The organism is Marivita geojedonensis (assembly GCF_002115805.1).
GTDB lineage: Bacteria > Pseudomonadota > Alphaproteobacteria > Rhodobacterales > Rhodobacteraceae > Marivita > Marivita geojedonensis.
Genome location: NZ_JFKC01000025.1, coordinates 19390 through 34786, shown reverse-complemented (window position 1 = coordinate 34786; position 15397 = coordinate 19390). Strand labels below are relative to the sequence as shown.

The 15397-nt window shown below is 62.2% G+C and carries 17 protein-coding genes; 6 read left to right on the top strand and 11 right to left on the bottom strand.

Going from position 1 to position 15397, the window contains the following annotated elements:
* Positions 1-9: 9 nt before the first annotated feature.
* From MGEO_RS17920 to MGEO_RS17905, 4 genes are all read right to left on the bottom strand, one after another.
* A complete protein-coding gene (locus tag MGEO_RS17920; protein WP_085640932.1) occupies positions 10-1230 on the bottom strand; it encodes a multidrug effflux MFS transporter in 1221 nt (406 codons plus the stop codon).
* Positions 1231-1296: 66 nt separating this feature from the next.
* Positions 1297-1668, bottom strand: coding sequence for a potassium channel family protein (locus tag MGEO_RS17915; protein ID WP_085640930.1), 372 nt, complete (start codon positions 1666-1668; stop codon positions 1297-1299).
* Positions 1669-1673: 5 nt separating this feature from the next.
* Positions 1674-2309 carry a DsbA family oxidoreductase gene (locus MGEO_RS17910; protein WP_085640928.1) on the bottom strand — a complete coding sequence of 212 codons (636 nt, stop codon included), beginning with the start codon at positions 2307-2309 and terminating at the stop codon, positions 1674-1676.
* Positions 2310-2377: 68 nt separating this feature from the next.
* Complete coding sequence (locus MGEO_RS17905) at positions 2378-3886, bottom strand: class I adenylate-forming enzyme family protein (RefSeq protein WP_085640926.1); 1509 nt, start codon at positions 3884-3886, stop codon at positions 2378-2380.
* A gap of 78 nt (positions 3887-3964) precedes the next feature.
* Here MGEO_RS17905 and MGEO_RS17900 point away from each other — a divergent pair, with 78 nt between their 5' ends.
* Entirely contained in the window at positions 3965-4585 is a 621-nt protein-coding gene (locus MGEO_RS17900) for a helix-turn-helix domain-containing protein (RefSeq protein WP_085640924.1), read from the top strand.
* Between the two features lie 9 nt (positions 4586-4594).
* Here MGEO_RS17900 and MGEO_RS17895 read toward each other — a convergent pair whose 3' ends face one another.
* From MGEO_RS17895 to MGEO_RS17890, 3 genes are all read right to left on the bottom strand, one after another.
* The gene (locus MGEO_RS17895; protein WP_085640922.1) at positions 4595-4828 is read right to left on the bottom strand and encodes a hypothetical protein; all 234 of its coding nucleotides are present in this window, start codon (positions 4826-4828) and stop codon (positions 4595-4597) included.
* Between the two features lie 121 nt (positions 4829-4949).
* Complete coding sequence (locus MGEO_RS21200; protein WP_233139987.1) at positions 4950-5066, bottom strand: entericidin EcnA/B family protein; 117 nt, start codon at positions 5064-5066, stop codon at positions 4950-4952.
* 5 nt (positions 5067-5071) lie between these two features.
* Positions 5072-6889, bottom strand: a complete 1818-nt coding sequence (locus tag MGEO_RS17890; protein WP_085640920.1) for an extracellular solute-binding protein — start codon at positions 6887-6889, stop codon at positions 5072-5074.
* Between the two features lie 242 nt (positions 6890-7131).
* Here MGEO_RS17890 and MGEO_RS17885 point away from each other — a divergent pair, with 242 nt between their 5' ends.
* The 3 genes from MGEO_RS17885 (at position 7132) to MGEO_RS17875 (ending at position 9466) form a co-directional block, all read left to right on the top strand.
* Positions 7132-7500, top strand: coding sequence for a nuclear transport factor 2 family protein (locus MGEO_RS17885; protein ID WP_085640918.1), 369 nt, complete (start codon positions 7132-7134; stop codon positions 7498-7500).
* 78 nt (positions 7501-7578) lie between these two features.
* Positions 7579-8352, top strand: coding sequence for a 3-hydroxybutyrate dehydrogenase (locus MGEO_RS17880; protein ID WP_085640916.1), 774 nt, complete (start codon positions 7579-7581; stop codon positions 8350-8352).
* 82 nt (positions 8353-8434) lie between these two features.
* Positions 8435-9466 (top strand): patatin-like phospholipase family protein, encoded by a 1032-nt coding sequence (locus MGEO_RS17875; RefSeq protein WP_085640914.1) that lies wholly within the window; start codon positions 8435-8437, stop codon positions 9464-9466.
* Here MGEO_RS17875 and MGEO_RS17870 read toward each other — a convergent pair.
* The 4 genes from MGEO_RS17870 to MGEO_RS17855 all read right to left on the bottom strand — a co-directional run bounded on the left by MGEO_RS17870 (position 9450) and on the right by MGEO_RS17855 (position 13034).
* Positions 9450-10367: a calcium/sodium antiporter gene (locus MGEO_RS17870; protein WP_085640912.1), complete on the bottom strand. Its 918-nt coding sequence runs from the start codon at positions 10365-10367 to the stop codon at positions 9450-9452. The genes MGEO_RS17875 and MGEO_RS17870 overlap by 17 nt on opposite strands.
* Positions 10368-10464: 97 nt before the next feature.
* Positions 10465-11145, bottom strand: coding sequence for a DUF502 domain-containing protein (locus tag MGEO_RS17865; RefSeq protein ID WP_085640910.1), 681 nt, complete (start codon positions 11143-11145; stop codon positions 10465-10467).
* Positions 11146-11227: 82 nt separating this feature from the next.
* A complete protein-coding gene (locus MGEO_RS17860) occupies positions 11228-12145 on the bottom strand; it encodes a pseudouridine-5'-phosphate glycosidase (protein ID WP_085640908.1) in 918 nt (305 codons plus the stop codon).
* Position 12146: 1 nt separating this feature from the next.
* A complete protein-coding gene (locus MGEO_RS17855; RefSeq protein ID WP_085640974.1) occupies positions 12147-13034 on the bottom strand; it encodes a PfkB family carbohydrate kinase in 888 nt (295 codons plus the stop codon).
* 135 nt (positions 13035-13169) lie between these two features.
* On the opposite strand from MGEO_RS17855, the gene MGEO_RS17850 reads away from it, so the two are divergent.
* The gene (locus MGEO_RS17850; RefSeq protein WP_085640972.1) at positions 13170-14351 is read left to right on the top strand and encodes a trans-sulfuration enzyme family protein; all 1182 of its coding nucleotides are present in this window, start codon (positions 13170-13172) and stop codon (positions 14349-14351) included.
* Positions 14348-15397 (top strand): ATP-binding protein, encoded by a 1050-nt coding sequence (locus MGEO_RS17845; protein ID WP_085640906.1) that lies wholly within the window; start codon positions 14348-14350, stop codon positions 15395-15397. Before MGEO_RS17850 ends, MGEO_RS17845 begins: the two co-directional genes overlap by 4 nt.

The following is a 15397-nucleotide window of genomic DNA, read 5'->3' as shown; positions in this document are numbered from 1 at the left end:
TTGAGCGTATCAGGTTGTCAGCCGCGCATCGACCCGGACCATGAGCCGCATGAGGGCCAGACCAACTGCGGCCTGAAGGAAGATCGAGACCGACAGTGGCAGGGCGGTGCCGTCAAACAGCAGTCCCACCGGTACGGCGAGGATCACGCCGCAGACCGTCGCAACCGAACTGATCACGCTGGTGGCCATGCCCGCGATATGGCCCATCGGCTCCTGCGCGATGGCGTTCAGATTGCCGATGGTCATGCCGGCCTGAAAGAACAGCGACACCTGCCACAGAATAAACGCGCCGAAATACAGGTCGTTTGACACGTGCCCATTGGCCGCGGCGATGGCGACGAGGATCATTGCGGCAGACAGAAAGACCTGCGCCAGCAACATGGCGCGGACAAGAAACATCATGCCGAGCCGCATCACCAGTCGTGCATTCAGCAGGCCGGAGGACGCGGCGACGATGGCGACCGCTCCGAACCAGAGCGGGAAGGACTCGGCCCTGCCAAACGTGATGTCGAAGATCTGCTGGATGGAGGACAGGAGGGCAAACAGCATGCCGAAGGACAGCGCCTGTACCGCGATTGAGATGCGGACAACGGGGTGGACGAACATTTCCACCACGGCACCCCGCAGCGCATCGATGCGCAGGGATCGGCGGTTTTCCGGGGCAAGCGTTTCGGGCAGGCGGATGGCGACCCACAGGGCGGAGATCGCCGAGAAGGCGACAAACCCGTAGAACACCGCGCGCCAGTTCCAGATGTCGATCACGATGGACCCGAGCAGCGGTGCGATGGCCGGGACAAGTGAGAAGACGATCATCACGAATGACACGATCTGCGCCATGCCGCGCCCGGCATAGAGATCGCGGATCACCGCCATCGCCACGACGCGCGGTCCCGCTGCACCCAACCCCTGACAGACGCGCGCGGCCAGCAGTACCTCAAGCGACTGCGCGCGCGATGCGACAACCGCGCTGACGATATACAGGACAGACCCCCAGAGCATCACGGGTTTGCGTCCGAACGTATCCGAGAGCGGTCCGGTCACGAAGGTGCCCAGACCCATACCCAGAACAAAGCTGGTGACGATCAGTTGGGCCTGATTGATGTTGTCGGGCGAGAGCTGTTCGGCGATCTGCGGCAAGGCCGGAAGCATGCCGTCGATGGACAGCGCCACGGTCGCGGCAAGCATGGCCATCAGGGCGACAAACTCTGTACGCGACATGGCGGTGGACATGGGGACTCCGGAAGGTATGCCAGTGCCCTAGCACCATGTGCTTTGTGGGAACAGAGGTGATCGTGTTCAGGTTTTGTCGGGCGGGGTTGACGGTTCAGCCGGATCGGCGTCGGTGTTGGCGGTCTCGTCGGGCTCCTGAAACCGGGCGACGAGCCATTCGGTGTGTTCTTCGCGCTGGCGCATGGCGAACATGCCAAACTGTTGAACGGCAAAGGCAAATACGCCCAAGCCCAGGAAGATGAACACCGTGGTCCCGATTTTTCCCAGAGCGGTCGCAGGTACGAGGCTGCCATAGCCGACCGTTGAGAGCGTCACGACGGTGAAGAAATAGGAGTCGAGCCAGCTCCAGCCTTCGGCCCAGCGGAAAAAGGCCGTGCCCCCGATCACGATCATCGCGAGTGTGACAACCAGTGTGATGATGCGGAACGGGAGTTGCATGTGCGTCAGGAGGCGGTCTGCGCCAGATCGTCGAGAACCTTGAGCCAAAGTTCGGTGGGTTGGGCACCGGGAACGGCGTGCTGGCTGGCGACGATGAATGTGGGAACGGAGTTGATCCCCATTCCACGCGCAGCGGCATCACGCTCAACGATCTCGCGGCGGTCTTCGTCGGTGGCCAGCAGGCGCAGGACAACACTCGCATCCATGCCACAGGAGTCCGCGATATCGGCCAGAACGTCTGCATCGCCGATGTCTCGGCCATCTACGAAGTAGGCCTGAAACAGCGCATCCACCACTTCGGTCTGTCGTCCCTCGATTCCGGCCCAATGGATAAGGCGGTGCGCATCGAGAGTGTTCGGCGTCGTCTTGATGGCTTCGAGATTGATCGTCACACCAGCCTTTTCGGCGTGGTCCACGATGGGCGCGTAGGCTTTGACCGCGCCTTCTTTGCCGCCGAATTTGGTTTCAAGATAGGTCCGCCTGTCCATGCCTCCCTTGGGCATGTCGGGGTTGAGTTGAAACGGGTGCCAGGTGATCATGAAGGGATGGTCCGGCCGCTGTGCGAGAGCGCGGTCCAGATTGGCTTTCCCGATATAGCACCAGGGACAGATCGGGTCTGACATGATATCGAGTTTGACCATTACGCTTTCCTTCCAAACCGTTCGCCTTGGTCTAGCAGACCATTGGACGAATGATAAGCGGGTCCGGATCAGCCCGGACGCTGTTCGGGAAGCGCGCGGCGCATGAGCTTGTTGTTGGCGTTGCGCGGGAGTGCCGCGATGCGCTGATAGAGTCGAGGTTGTTTGTAACGGGCAAGCCGTTCGGCGGCGAACGCGCCAAGAGCGTCGGGATCGAGGTCACAATCCGCCACGTAATAGGCGGCGATGATACGGGTGTCCTGTTTGACCTCGATATCGGTGACACCGACCTCGTGGACGTCCGGGTGCGCAAGCAGGGCGGTTTCGACTTCAAGAGGACTGACGCGGTATCCTCCCGCATTCATCATGTCATCGTTGCGGCCCAGGTAGAGTATTTCGCCGGTTTCCGTCATTTGTCCGAGATCGCCGGTCAGGAACCAGTCGCCCTGATAGCGCGATCGTGTTTCCTCTGGCTGATCGAGATAGCCCAGCATCAGTCCGGGGTCGGCTTGATGCACGGCGATAATCCCCTCTGAGCCGATAGGGGTCGGTCCCGTTTCGTCGACGATCGCGATGCGGCGGCCCTGCTGGGGCCAGCCAAGGCTGTTGGCGCTCAACCCGGTTGTGCCCGGACAGGACGATATGAAGGTCGAGCATTCCGACATGCCGAAGGCTTCGTACATCTGACTGCCCGTGGCGTTGTGCCAGGCCTCCCGGATCGATGCGGGCAGCTTTTCCCCGGCAGAAAGACCGTGACGGAGCTTGGGGAGGTCCAGCGGGCCGGACTTCAGGATGTTCCGATAAACGCCGGGTGCTGCGGCGAAAATCGTGGCTTCGTGGCGCTTCAGAAGCAAGGGAATCTGCGCGTGATCCACGCCCTGAGCCGGGATCAACGCTGTCGCGCCCCTTGTCCATGGGTCCAGCAGGCCGGTTCCCAAAGTGTATGTCCAGTTGAATGCGCCTGCGTGCATCAGGCGGTCGTGTTCGGTCAGCCCATACCAGCCGTCCATCATCATCCCGCGGGCCCAGATCGCGCGATGGGCGTGGCAGACTGCGCGCGGTTTGCCGGAGGTGCCGGAGGTGAAGATGATGTACGCCAGCCGCTCTGGGTCTCCGAATGCATAGGCTGCGGGTGGAAGGCCGTACCACTCGGACATCTGCGCCGTTCGGATCACGCGGAGGGTGTCCGGGCAGGCGGTTTGTCCGTCATGCAGGATGGCGGCAGGCGCCGTCATGTCGATGAGGACCTGCACTTCGGGTTCGGTCAGCTGCGATGAGGTCGGGATGGGGGCTATGCCAACGGCGATTGCGGCGAGGTAAGCCACCGGGAACTCGACAGAGTTGCCGACGCGCATCAGCAGGCGGTCGCCCGGGCTCAGCCCGCTTTGCAGAAACCCGGTGGCCGTGCCGAGGATGGCGCTGCGCAGACGGTCATAGCTCCAGCGCTGCGCGCCGGTGGGTTTGACAACGGCGAGCGCAATCTTGTCCGGCAGGCGGTCCGCTGCGGCAAGAACATGGGCGGTCAGGTTGAAATCCTGCGGGCAGGGGGGCCACTGGCCGTTGTCGAAAACGGATGTCATGTCACAGCCCTAGGCCGCAATCGGAAGCGCCGCAAGCGCAGGTTGCGGGGTATGCGCCGCCCGACTATAGGTTTTGCCATGACCGATGATCCGAAGAACCTGATACGCATCGCGCGCGACAGCGGCGCGCATGACCAGCCCGAGCCACTTAACCTTGGCGAACGGGTGCGTGATCTGCGCAAGGCGCGGAACTGGACCCTTGAACAGGCGGCGCAGCAGGCGGGCTTGGCGCGATCGACGCTTTCCAAGATCGAGAACGGTCAGATGTCGCCCACCTATGACGCGCTGAAGAAACTGGCGACAGGGTTGCAGATCAGCGTGCCACAGCTTTTCACACCGCCCCAGCGGGAAAAGGTGAATGGACGGATGGTGGTGACACCAAGCGGACAGGGTCAACAACACGCCACAACCACTTATGAACACGAGCTTTTGGCGGAATCGCTGACCAAGAAGCAGATGCTTCCGTACCGGGCGCGGGTGCGCGCGCGGTCGGTCGATGAATTCGACGGCTGGGTGCGCCATGACGGGGAGGAGTTTCTGTACGTCCTCACCGGTGTGATCCGGCTCTACACTGAATTCTATGAACCGGTGGAAATGCGGCGTGGTGACAGCGCCTATTACGATGCCACCATGGGGCATAACGTGATTTCGGTTTCCGATGACGATGCCAGCATCCTCTGGGTGACATCGCTGAACTGAGGACCGGGATCAGCCGAGCCCGAATTCGCTCGCCTGCCGGGCTAGGGATTCGACAAACAGCCAATCGGTCAGTTCTTCGCGTACTTCGAGGGCGGTCAGATCGTGGGTGTCGGCAAGATGCCGTGTCAGGCCCGAGAGAGACTCGGGAGGATGGGGCAGCGAGTCACGGTTCAGAAGGGGAAACCGGGCTTCGAGGCGCGCAAGAGCGCCGTTCCAGTTTTCGGTGAGTTCAGTCCAGTCCATCAGGCGCTCCTTCCCTAAAAACGCCCCTCGCACGGTGCACGATGGCATGCAGATTTTGCTGGGGAAAAGCGGCGCGCGGTCAAATGGGGCAGTTGACCGCAGACTTTGGTCGAAGATTAGGTCAGAACCAGCCCTGAACGGTGCGGGATCCGGCAGAGATATCCTGTCCGATCCTGTCAACCGTGGCGCAGGCGCTGAGTGCGCCTGCCACCAGAAGTGCTGCAATCCAAGGGCGCAAGGGGATTACTCCTCTTCCCACCACCAGACATCGGGCTGCCAGCCAATCCAGTCGCCGTAGATGGGCAGGTTTTCCGGGTATTTCAGTTCCTTGGCGTGAGCGATCCGGCTGATGTTCCATTGGTAGATCGGAATCACGTAACGCCCGGTGGTGAGAATCCGGTCCAGCGCACGGGTGGAGGCGATGAAATCGTCCCGGCTTGGTGAATTCAGGATTGCGTCGATCATGGCTTCGGCAGCCGGGGAACACATGCCCATGTAGTTGCGCGTGCCTTCAGCCTCTACGCCGTCACAGCCCCAATACAGTTTCTGTTCGTTGCCGGGGCTGAGCGAGAGACCGCGCCGGTAATAGGTCATGTCGAAATCGTAGGTGTTGACGCGTTCGTTGTATTGGGCGCTGTCGATGGTGGTGACCGTCGGAGTAATTCCCATCCGTTCGAGCGATTGGATGAAGAGGTCGATGATGGCCTCGTTTTCGGCGCTTCCCTGGCTGAGAACGACTTCAAAGGTGAACGGCGCACCGTCCGGGCCGACCATCTGACCGTCGGTGATGGTGTAGCCAGCCTCCTCCATCAGAGTGATCGCCGTGCGGATGTTTCCGCGGTTGCGTTCGGTGCCATCGCTGACTGGCAGCGCGTAGCCATCGAGGGCCCCCGGAAGCAATTCATCGGCAAAGGGTTCGAGAAGTTCCCGAACGCGTCCTTCGGCCGGGCCGTCCTGCATCCCCAGAACCGAGTTGGAGAAATACGACGTAATGCGCGGCTGTTTGGAGCCGGTCATGGTTTCGTTGATGAATTCAAAGTTGAAGGCATGCAGCATCGCATCGCGCACGCGCCAATCCTTGAACGCATCCCGGCGGGTGTTCATCACGAACCCGGTGATGCCCGAGGGGCGTTCATGCGGGATTACCGACTTGATCACATCGCCGTTGTCGATCGCGGGGAAATCGTACTGGGTGTCCCATTTCTCGACGTTGAATTCGCGGCTGGAGTTCAGAACGCCGGCCTTGAAGGCCTCGAACATGGCGGTGCCGTCGCCGTAAAACTCCATGCGGATTTCATCGAGGTTGGCCTGACCGCGCATGAAGTTCACGTCGGCGCCCCAGTAATCCGGATCACGCTTGAGGCTGACGAAGCGCCCGGCTTCGAAATCGTCGATGACATAGGGGGCAGTGGTGATCGGCACCTCGTCGATGCCGGAGGCGTCGAAATCCTTGCCCTCCCACTGGGCTTTTTTCAGGATCGGGCGCATTCCGATGAGAAGCGCCATTTCCGGATCCTGTTCGTTGAAGGTGAACCGAATGGAGCGCGGGCCGGTCTGCTCCATCGAGGCGATCTTGTTCCACGCGCCGTGATAACGCGGGTGGCCGATCGTGCCGAGGGTTTCATAGGACCACATCACGTCTTCGACGGTGAGTGGCGTGCCGTCCGAGAATTTGGCCCCTTCGCGCAGGACGAATTCAACCCATTCGCGATTCTCGCCCACCTCGATTGATTCGGCGAGAAGGCCATAAAGCGTGAAGGGTTCATCCCAGTTCCGGCCCATCAGGCTTTCATAGGCGAGGAAGCGAAGCTGCCAGGGTGTAGAGCCCTTGGAGATGTGCGGGTTGAGGCTGTCGAAGCTGCCAACCTCGCCTGTGACGATCCGGCCGCCCTTGGGGGCATCGGGATTGGCATAGGGCAGGGACACAAAATCCGGTGGCAATTCGGGGTCGCCATACATAGCTATGCCGTGCTGCGGCTCTGCCGTGGCCGCTTGCGCGGCACATGCAAGTGCCAGCGCGGCGATGCCGATCCGGCGGCTCAAGAAAAAATCCGGTCTCATTTTTGCAACAATCCCTGTCTGCCCTTGTTTTATTGTCGCTGACGGTAACGGGGCTTTTGTGCCTTTTCAAACTTTTAGCTTGGATCGCTGCGAAAGATTGCCTATAAAGAACTTACTGCTCGATAGGTTTCTTGCCTGTATGAAACCTGCCTCAATAACTTAACCCCGGCTTCGTGCCGGGGTTTTTTTCTGTGCCAAAGCATTCCGACCTGCAAGGATGACGCAACAGAAAGGGGGCTCGCATGGATCGCCTGGACCAAGTTCTAAAGGCCTATACCGACGCGTGGTGCGAGGCGGACGGGGGCGCGCGAGGCGCGCTGCTCGAGATCGCATGGGCCGAGGACGGGCTTTATCAGGACCCCAGCGGAGAGGCGCAGGGACGCGATTCGCTTCATGCGCATATCGGCCGTGTGCAGGCGCAGTTTCCGGGTGCGCGAATCGAGCTGAGTACCGGTGTTGACCGGCACCATGACCGGATCCGCTTTGGTTGGCAGATGGTGCTGGAGGACGGCTCCATCCCGGTGCAGGGCATTGATTGCGGCCGCGTGGGCGCCGATGGACGTTTGACAGAGATCATCGGATTTTTCGGCGCACAGCCGCCGGAGATGTAAGGGCACATCCTTCCTTTGTGTTTCGCAAACGCAGCATGTAGCGTGCTGCACAAGCGAAAAAGACCAAGGAGAGCGATCATGTCGCTTAAAGGAAAAACAGCTGTCATCACCGGATCGAACTCTGGAATCGGATTGGGCGTGGCCCATGAACTGGCCCGCGCCGGTGCTGACGTGGTGATCAATTCATTCACCGACCGGGACGAAGACCATGCGCTGGCGGAGGCAATCGGCAAGGAACACGGTGTCACCGCACGCTACATCCAGGCGGATATGTCAAAGCCCGACCAGTGCCGCGCACTGATCGAGCAGGCCGGTCGCTGCGACATCCTCGTGAACAACGCCGGCATCCAGCATGTCGCGCCGATCGATGAGTTCCCGGTCGAGAAGTGGGACGCGATCATCGCGATCAACCTGTCGTCCGCGTTTCACACCACGGCGGTTGCGCTGCCGATGATGCGCGCGGCGGGATGGGGCCGGATCGTGAACATTGCGAGCGCCCATGGCTTGACGGCCTCGCCCTATAAATCCGCGTATATCGCCGCCAAACATGGCGTTGTCGGGCTGTCCAAGACCACGGCTCTGGAAACCGCACGCGAGAACATCACCTGCAACGCGATCTGTCCGGGCTACGTTCTGACGCCACTGGTGGAAGCGCAGATCCCCGACACGGCGAAGAAATACGGCATGACCGAGGAGGAGGCGAAGCAGAAGGTGATCCTCGAACGGCAGCCGTCAAAAGAGTTTGCGACGGTCGAACAGATCGGCGGTACGGCTGTGTTCCTGTGTTCCGATGCTGCGGCGCAGATCACCGGGACGACGATCTCGGTCGATGGAGGCTGGACCGCGCTCTGAGGCGCACCCGGTCGCATGATGCGAGGGGCCAGCCCCTCGCGCTCCCCGGAGTTCAGGGGCAAGATGAAGGAGCAGGTTCGCCATGGTGGCCATCAATCTTGCGCTTCAGGGCGGTGGCGCGCATGGTGCGTTCACCTGGGGTGTGCTGGACCGTCTTCTTGAAGAAGAGGATATCGAGATCGCGGCGATCACCGGGACGTCTGCCGGTGCCCTGAATGGGGCCGCACTCAAATCAGGGTGGCTGGTCAATGGTCGGGAGGGCGCGCGCGACACTCTGGACTGGCTCTGGTCACAGGTGGCGCGGCTTGATGACATGGCTGTTCCGAAATGGATGCAGGCCTGGCTGCCGACGCCGGGTGTGGTGAGCAAGAGCATCGAGTTTTCGCCCGCTTACCTGCTTGGCGATACATTTGGGAGGATGATGTCTCCCTATGCCTGGGGGCCGCTTTACGAGAATCCGCTGGAAAAGATCGTGGCGCAGTTCGATTTCGACCGGGTCTGCGCAAAGGACGGCCCGAAATTCTTTGTCTGTGCAACACAGGTGCGGGACGGCAAAGTGCGGATTTTCGAAGGGGATGCGATCAGCACGAAGAGCATTCTCGCCTCGGCCTGCTTGCCGACCCTGTTTCAGGCGGTCGAGGTGGAGGATCCCCAGACCGGAACACTCGAAGCGTTCTGGGACGGGGGCTATACCGGAAATCCCGCGCTGTTTCCTCTGTTCCATGGCGATCTGCCCGATGATGTGGTGATCGTGAACATCAACCCGCTCGAGCGCGACGCCGTGCCGGTGATGCCGAACGAAATTCAGAACCGGATCAACGAAATCAGTTTCAATTCCTCGCTCTTGAGAGAGTTGCGGGCCATCGAATTCGTGCAGCGTCTGATTGCCGAAGGCGCGGTGCGGGAAGGCGCGATGAAAAACATGCGGGTTCACATGATCGCCGATGACGACCTGATGAACGATCTGTCTGTGGCGACGAAGCTGGTTCCGGTGCCTTCGGTGATTGCGGATCTCAAGGCTGCGGGCCGTCATGCCGCAGGCGCGTTTCTTGCAGATCACAAACAGGATCTGGGCCGACGGCAGACGGCGGATCTTGTCAGAATGTTTGGCTGAGCCAGGCCATGTAACCCGCATAAAGCGCGAGGAAGGCAGATCCAGACAGGCGGCTGATCCGGGCGCGCCAGAACAGCAGGGCCAGAAGAAGCGCGGTTGTGCCGAGCATGATCCAGATGTCGCGGCTGATGACCGGGTCCATCGGCAGCGGCGCGACCAGCGCGGTGGTGCCGAGGATGCCGAGGATGTTGAAGATGCCGGAGCCAAGGATATTGCCCAGAGCGACATCCGATTGGCCGCGTCGCGCGGCGATGACCGATGTGGCGAGTTCGGGCAGCGACGTGCCGACGGCCACCAGTGTCAGGCCGATCACAGCCTCGGGCACGCCGTAGCCGCGCGCGATGCCGGTTGCGCCGTCCACCAGCGCGATGGCGCCTGCGATGGTCAGGGCCATCCCTGCGATCAGGCGCAGAGCGGCACCGGCAAGCGGGTCTGCCGGGATGGACAGGTCGTCATCCGGCGCGTGGGAGCTGCGGAATGCGCCCCAGAGATAGGCTGCGAGCAGGGCCAGAAGACCTGCGCCCGCCCATGTTGCGACCTGACCACTGAGCGACAGGGCCGCAAGCAGAAGGGCAGAGCCGCCGACCCAAGCCGCTTCGCGCGGCAGGGCCGGCATGTGTGCGACAACCGGGCGGACCAGCGCGGCCAGACCGAGGATCAGAAGAATGTTAGCGATGTTGCTGCCCACAACGTTGCCCAGTGAAATGGCCGGGGCACCGGAGAGCGCGGCGCTGAGCGACGTTACGAGTTCGGGTGCAGAGGTGCCGAAACCGACCAGCGTCAGACCGATGACCAGAGGCGACACGCCAAACCGGCGGGCCACCCCGACGGCACCCCGCACGAGGGCATCGCCGCCGAACAGCAAGGCTGCCAGCCCGAACAACACCAAGACAACATCCACCGGAAATTCCCCACCGTGTCGCGTGCACAACCGCTGCGAGACGTGTTCTAGACCTGTGCAGCGCCAATGGCTGCGTCAAGGTCCTCAGCCGAAATTATTAAGCAGCCTTGGCGGGTTGGGTCGGGTCTTTGGCGTTGGGGTAGACCAGCCCGGCCGAGATCACCAGCTTGGCGGCGTCCTCGATGGTCATGTCGAGTTCGATCACGTCCTCTTCGGGAAAGAAGAGCAGGAAACCCGAAGTCGGGTTGGGTGTCGTGGGCACGAACACCGAAATAAGGTTTCCCATCGTTTCGGCGCGCTGCGCGATTTCACCCTTGGCCCCGGTCGAAATGAACCCGATGGCCCAGATCCCTTTCCGGGGATATTGGATGAGGCAGGCTTTTTCGAAATTGCGTTCCGACTGGGCAAAGATCGTCTCGGCAATCTGTTTCACGCCGCTGTAGATCGACCGGACCACGGGCATCCGTTCAACGAGGCTTTCGGCAAAGCGGATCAGTGACCGTCCGATCAGCCCCTTGGCCACCCATCCGACAAAGATGGTGAACAGAAGAAAGATGATCACACCCACGCCACGCAGGTTGATGCCGATATACTGTTCCGGATTGAAGCGGCTGGGCACCAGCGGAAGCACAAATCCGTCAACCCAGCCCATGATCGACCAGATGAGCCAGATGGTCAGACTGACCGGCGCGATCACGACGATGCCGGTCAGAAAGCTGGCGCGCAACCGCGAGAACAGGCTGGGTTTGCGCCGCTCTGGATCGAATAGGGTCGTCATAGATTGTCCGTGACTGGTTCTTTGCGAAGGTAGGAAGTTCGGCACGGCTCTACAATGGGCGCAGGGCGCATCAGCCTGGTTTTCAACGCAAAGATGTCAATTCCTGTGCAATCTGCGCGCCCAGCCGGGCATTGTTGAGCACCAGTGCGACATTGGCGTCGAGCGAGCGTCCGTCCGTCAGTTCAAAGATGCGTTGCAGGAGGTAGGGGGTCAGCGCCTTGCCCGCGATGCCGTGTGCTTCGGCGTCCTGTGTGGCGCGGGTGATGATCGGGTGGATTTCGGCGTGGGGGATTTCGGCGTCGGCCGGGATCGGATTGGCGATCAGTTGGCCTCCGGGCAGACCGAGAGCGCGGCGCATCCTGTGCGCGCGGGCGATTTCGGAGGGTGTGTCAGCGCGCAGCGGCGCTTTCAGTGTCGAGGCACGGGACCAGAACGCAGGCAGGCTGTCCTGACCGTAGGCCATGACCGGAACGCCAAGGGTTTCCAGCACTTCGAGGGTCTTGGGCAGGTCCAGAATGGCTTTGGCACCTGCGGCCACTACGGTCACTGGGGTCTGCGACAGTTCCTGCAGGTCGGCGGAGATGTCAAAGCTCTGATCCGCGCCGCGATGCACGCCGCCGATTCCGCCGGTGGCGAAGACCTCGATCCCGGCAATATGAGCGGCAATCATGGTGGCGGCCACGGTGGTCGCCCCTGTACCGCCGCGCGCAATGCACACAGCCATATCGGCGCGGCTAAGCTTTGCGACCTGTTTGGCCTGTGCAAGTGCCTCCAGCTGGTCTGCGCTCAGACCGACGCAGAGCCGCCCGTCGATCACCGCGATGGTTGCGGGTTCGGCACCGGCCTCGCGCACCGTGGCCTCGATGGCACGGGCCGTTTCGAGGTTCTGCGGCCAGGGCATACCGTGGGTGATGATCGTCGATTCCAGCGCCACGACCGGCTTACCGGCGTCCAGCGCGTTTTTGACGGCGAGGGAGATGTCCAGGGGCAGGGTGGTCATATCAGGTTCCTCCGGCGACATAGGCCGCCGCTGTGGCAAGGGCGCGGTGCAGCGCGGTGGGGCGGTCGGCGCCGCGAAGTTCGGATGCGATATGAGCGGCCATGAAGGTGTCGCCCGCCCCGGTCACGCGGGTCACCATCACTTCGGGCGGACGTTCCGCCAGGATGCCATCCCGGGTGGCGTCGCAGGTCACATTGCCGCCATCGGTCACAAGAGCGCGGGCAGCCCCCCGTTCCACCAGCGCGGCCCCGGCCTGCGGTGCGCTTTCGAATTCGGTTTGGCAGAGCAGGCCGGCCTCTTCGAGATTGACGTAGAGCACGCCGTGCCCTGCGCGGATGAAGGGAAGAAGCCGTTCGGCCTTGCCGGGGGAAGCCGGAGCAATGCGCAGGTCCGCCTGTGAGAAGGCCGGATGATGCACGATCTGGTCGAGAAGCGACTCTGTCAGGTTCCCGTCGAGCGCGACGGGTCCGGGGAAGGGAGCCTCTACAAATCCGAGGGGGCCGGTGATCAGGGGGCGCAGGATCTTGTCGCCCGCTTGTTCCAGCGAATGTGCGTCAGCAATCGCGGCGATCAGGCCGTTCGCCCCCTCGACCGCCATGTATTGATCGGTGGGCAGATCATCCGAGCGGTAAAGGTGATCCGTGATCAGACCGAGGCGCTCGCAGGCGGTGACAAGTTCTTCGCCCTCCGGGTCACGCCCGACGACGCTGAGGAGGGCGGGCGTCAGATCGAACCGCGCCAGTGTCATCGCGATATTGAGCGCCACACCGCCGGGCAGCCGGGTGATGTGACCGGGCACATCGGCCCCGTGTTTCATGTGGCGGTCGGAACGGCCGATCACGTCCCAGAGGACCGAGCCGATGCAGAGAATATCCGGGCGTGTCGTCATATCCCGTGTCATCGCCTGACCTGCCCGCTGTTGCAAGACCGGGATTTCGGAACGTGCCGTCGCGCCTCCCATTGTTGCGGTCGAGACTTTGTGGCAGGCCTGCTGCAAAGATTTGGTTGGAGACAGGCAACAATGATGAAACGCACCCTGATGCGCCCCGGTGGGCTGCCCGAGAGCGCGTCGACCCCGGTGGTCACGCCGATCATGCCATCGGTGGTCTATGCGAGCGAGACGCCGGACCGGCTGGACGATCAGTACGAGGGTCGGACCGAGGGCTACACCTACGCGCGCGAGGGTCATCCGAATGCCGATGTGCTGGCCCGCCGGATCGACGCCATGGAGGCTGCACCGCAACCGGGGCTGGTTCTGGGGTCGGGCATGGCGGCTGTGACCGCGGTTCTGCTGGGCCTGTGCAAGGCCGGCGATCATGTTGTCGGGGGCGATCAGCTTTATGGACGGTCGCTTCGGATGATGCGGGACGATCTGCCCCGGCTCGGCATCGATACGACCTTGGCGGATCCGACCGATGTGACGGCTGTGGCGGCGGCTTTGCAGCCGAACACCCGACTGGTGCTAATCGAAGTGGTGTCAAATCCGACGCTGCGGATTGCCGATATCGATGGGATTGCAGAGCTTTGTCGGGAAAAGGGCGTTCTGCTTGTCGTGGATAACACGTTCACCACACCGCGCGCCGTTCAGCCCTTTGCGCTTGGCGCCGATGTGGTGCTGCATTCGGTGACCAAACTGCTGGCCGGGCATTCCGACGTGACCCTTGGTTGGGTGGCGGCCCGTGATGCGTCTCTGAGCAAAGCGATTTACGATTTCGCGGTCACGACCGGACTGACGCCCAGCCCGTTCGACTGCTGGCTGGCCGAGCGGGGCCTGATGTCGTTTGACCTGCGGTTCGACCGGGCCGAGGCCACGGCGGCGCGTCTGGCGGACCACCTCGCGGCGCAGCCCATGGTCAAGCGCGTGCTTTATCCGACGCGGCCAGACCACCCGGACCGCGCCCGCGCACAGGGCGTGTTGCAGGGGCGGGGGTGCAATATGGTCAGCTTTGAACTGGACGGTGGTCGCGATGCAGCCAATGCCTTTACGAAAGGGGCGGACCAGATTGCGTTTGCGCCGACACTTGGCGATGTCGGTACCACCCTGTCGCACCCGGCCTCGTCGTCGCACCGGGCGCTGACGCCCGAGGGCCGTGAGAAACTTGGAATGACCGAAGGCTTCTTCCGCGTATCTGTCGGACTTGAGGACCCGGACGCGCTGATCGCTGCGTTTGATGCCGGGCTTGCTGCGGTGGCGGCCACGAAATGACGGCAGCCCCCCGCGATATTCTGATGGTTTTGGGGATCCCGGCGGTGCTGATCGCACCGGACGAGCGGATCCTTGCAGCCAATCCGGCAGCGGAGCGCCTGCTGGGCAGGAATATCGAGGGGCGGCACTTCATCACGGCGCTGCGCCAGCCGATCCTGCTCGACACGATCGAGCAGGTGCAAAAGGACGGCACGCGCAGGGAAACGCGCTACCTGACCAATGACGGGCAGCATGACATCACCTATCGCGTGACCTGTGGCGCAGTACCGATGCTGGGGCGCTCGGGTATCCTTGTGTCCTTCGAGGACATCACCCCGATGGAGCAGGCGGGACAGATGCGGCGGGATTTCGTTGCCAATGTCAGTCACGAGCTGCGGACGCCTTTGACCGCTCTGCTCGGGTTCATCGAAACCCTGCAGGGACCGGCGCGAAACGACCCGAAAGCGCAGGAGCGGTTTCTGGGCATCATGGGGGCCGAGGCAGAGCGGATGAACAGGCTGGTGTCGGATCTTCTGTCGCTCAGTCGTGTCGAGGCAGACGAACGGGTGCGTCCCATTGATCCTGTGGATCTTGGTGGTGTGATCGAACAGACGCGGCACAGTCTTGCCCGGTTGGCGGAGGACGCGGGCGTTGAACTGACCGTACATCTTCCCGAGGCGCGGGTCGTGGTCCCCGGCGATGCCGATCAGATCCGGCAGGTGCTGACCAACCTCGTTGAGAACGCCATCAAGTATTCAAACCGCGGCGGTTCGGTTCGCATGCACCTCGGGGTGCCGGACTACGAGAGCCGTTTGCGCGGGCAGGGGGTCAGGATCGAGGTGAGCGACACCGGTCCGGGGATCGACGCGGTGCATCTGCCGCGGCTGACCGAGCGGTTCTACCGCGTCGACAGCCACCGGTCTCGGGAGCTTGGGGGCACCGGACTGGGCCTTGCGATCGTGAAACACATCGTCAACCGGCACCGGGGACGGTTGCAGGTTGAAAGCCGCTTCGGGTCCGGCAGTACCTTTACCGTGATCCTGCCACTGGATGGCCGTCAGGACTGA

Excerpts from the sequence above, each read along its gene's own strand:
- MGEO_RS17855 (WP_085640974.1), bottom strand. The coding sequence starts at position 13,034 with ATGACGACACGCCCGGATATTCTCTGCATCGGCTCGGTCCTCTGGGAC.
- MGEO_RS17865 (WP_085640910.1), bottom strand. The coding sequence starts at position 11,145 with ATGACGACCCTATTCGATCCAGAGCGGCGCAAACCCAGCCTGTTCTCG.
- MGEO_RS17885 (WP_085640918.1), top strand. The coding sequence starts at position 7,132 with ATGGATCGCCTGGACCAAGTTCTAAAGGCCTATACCGACGCGTGGTGC.
- MGEO_RS17880 (WP_085640916.1), top strand. The coding sequence starts at position 7,579 with ATGTCGCTTAAAGGAAAAACAGCTGTCATCACCGGATCGAACTCTGGA.
- MGEO_RS17845 (WP_085640906.1), top strand. The coding sequence starts at position 14,348 with ATGACGGCAGCCCCCCGCGATATTCTGATGGTTTTGGGGATCCCGGCG.
- MGEO_RS17910 (WP_085640928.1), bottom strand. The coding sequence starts at position 2,309 with ATGGTCAAACTCGATATCATGTCAGACCCGATCTGTCCCTGGTGCTAT.
- MGEO_RS17905 (WP_085640926.1), bottom strand. The coding sequence starts at position 3,886 with ATGACATCCGTTTTCGACAACGGCCAGTGGCCCCCCTGCCCGCAGGAT.
- MGEO_RS17850 (WP_085640972.1), top strand. The coding sequence starts at position 13,170 with ATGAAACGCACCCTGATGCGCCCCGGTGGGCTGCCCGAGAGCGCGTCG.
- MGEO_RS17895 (WP_085640922.1), bottom strand. The coding sequence starts at position 4,828 with ATGGACTGGACTGAACTCACCGAAAACTGGAACGGCGCTCTTGCGCGC.
- MGEO_RS17890 (WP_085640920.1), bottom strand. The coding sequence starts at position 6,889 with ATGAGACCGGATTTTTTCTTGAGCCGCCGGATCGGCATCGCCGCGCTG.
- MGEO_RS17875 (WP_085640914.1), top strand. The coding sequence starts at position 8,435 with ATGGTGGCCATCAATCTTGCGCTTCAGGGCGGTGGCGCGCATGGTGCG.
- MGEO_RS17900 (WP_085640924.1), top strand. The coding sequence starts at position 3,965 with ATGACCGATGATCCGAAGAACCTGATACGCATCGCGCGCGACAGCGGC.
- MGEO_RS17920 (WP_085640932.1), bottom strand. The coding sequence starts at position 1,230 with ATGTCCACCGCCATGTCGCGTACAGAGTTTGTCGCCCTGATGGCCATG.
- MGEO_RS17915 (WP_085640930.1), bottom strand. The coding sequence starts at position 1,668 with ATGCAACTCCCGTTCCGCATCATCACACTGGTTGTCACACTCGCGATG.
- MGEO_RS17860 (WP_085640908.1), bottom strand. The coding sequence starts at position 12,145 with ATGACCACCCTGCCCCTGGACATCTCCCTCGCCGTCAAAAACGCGCTG.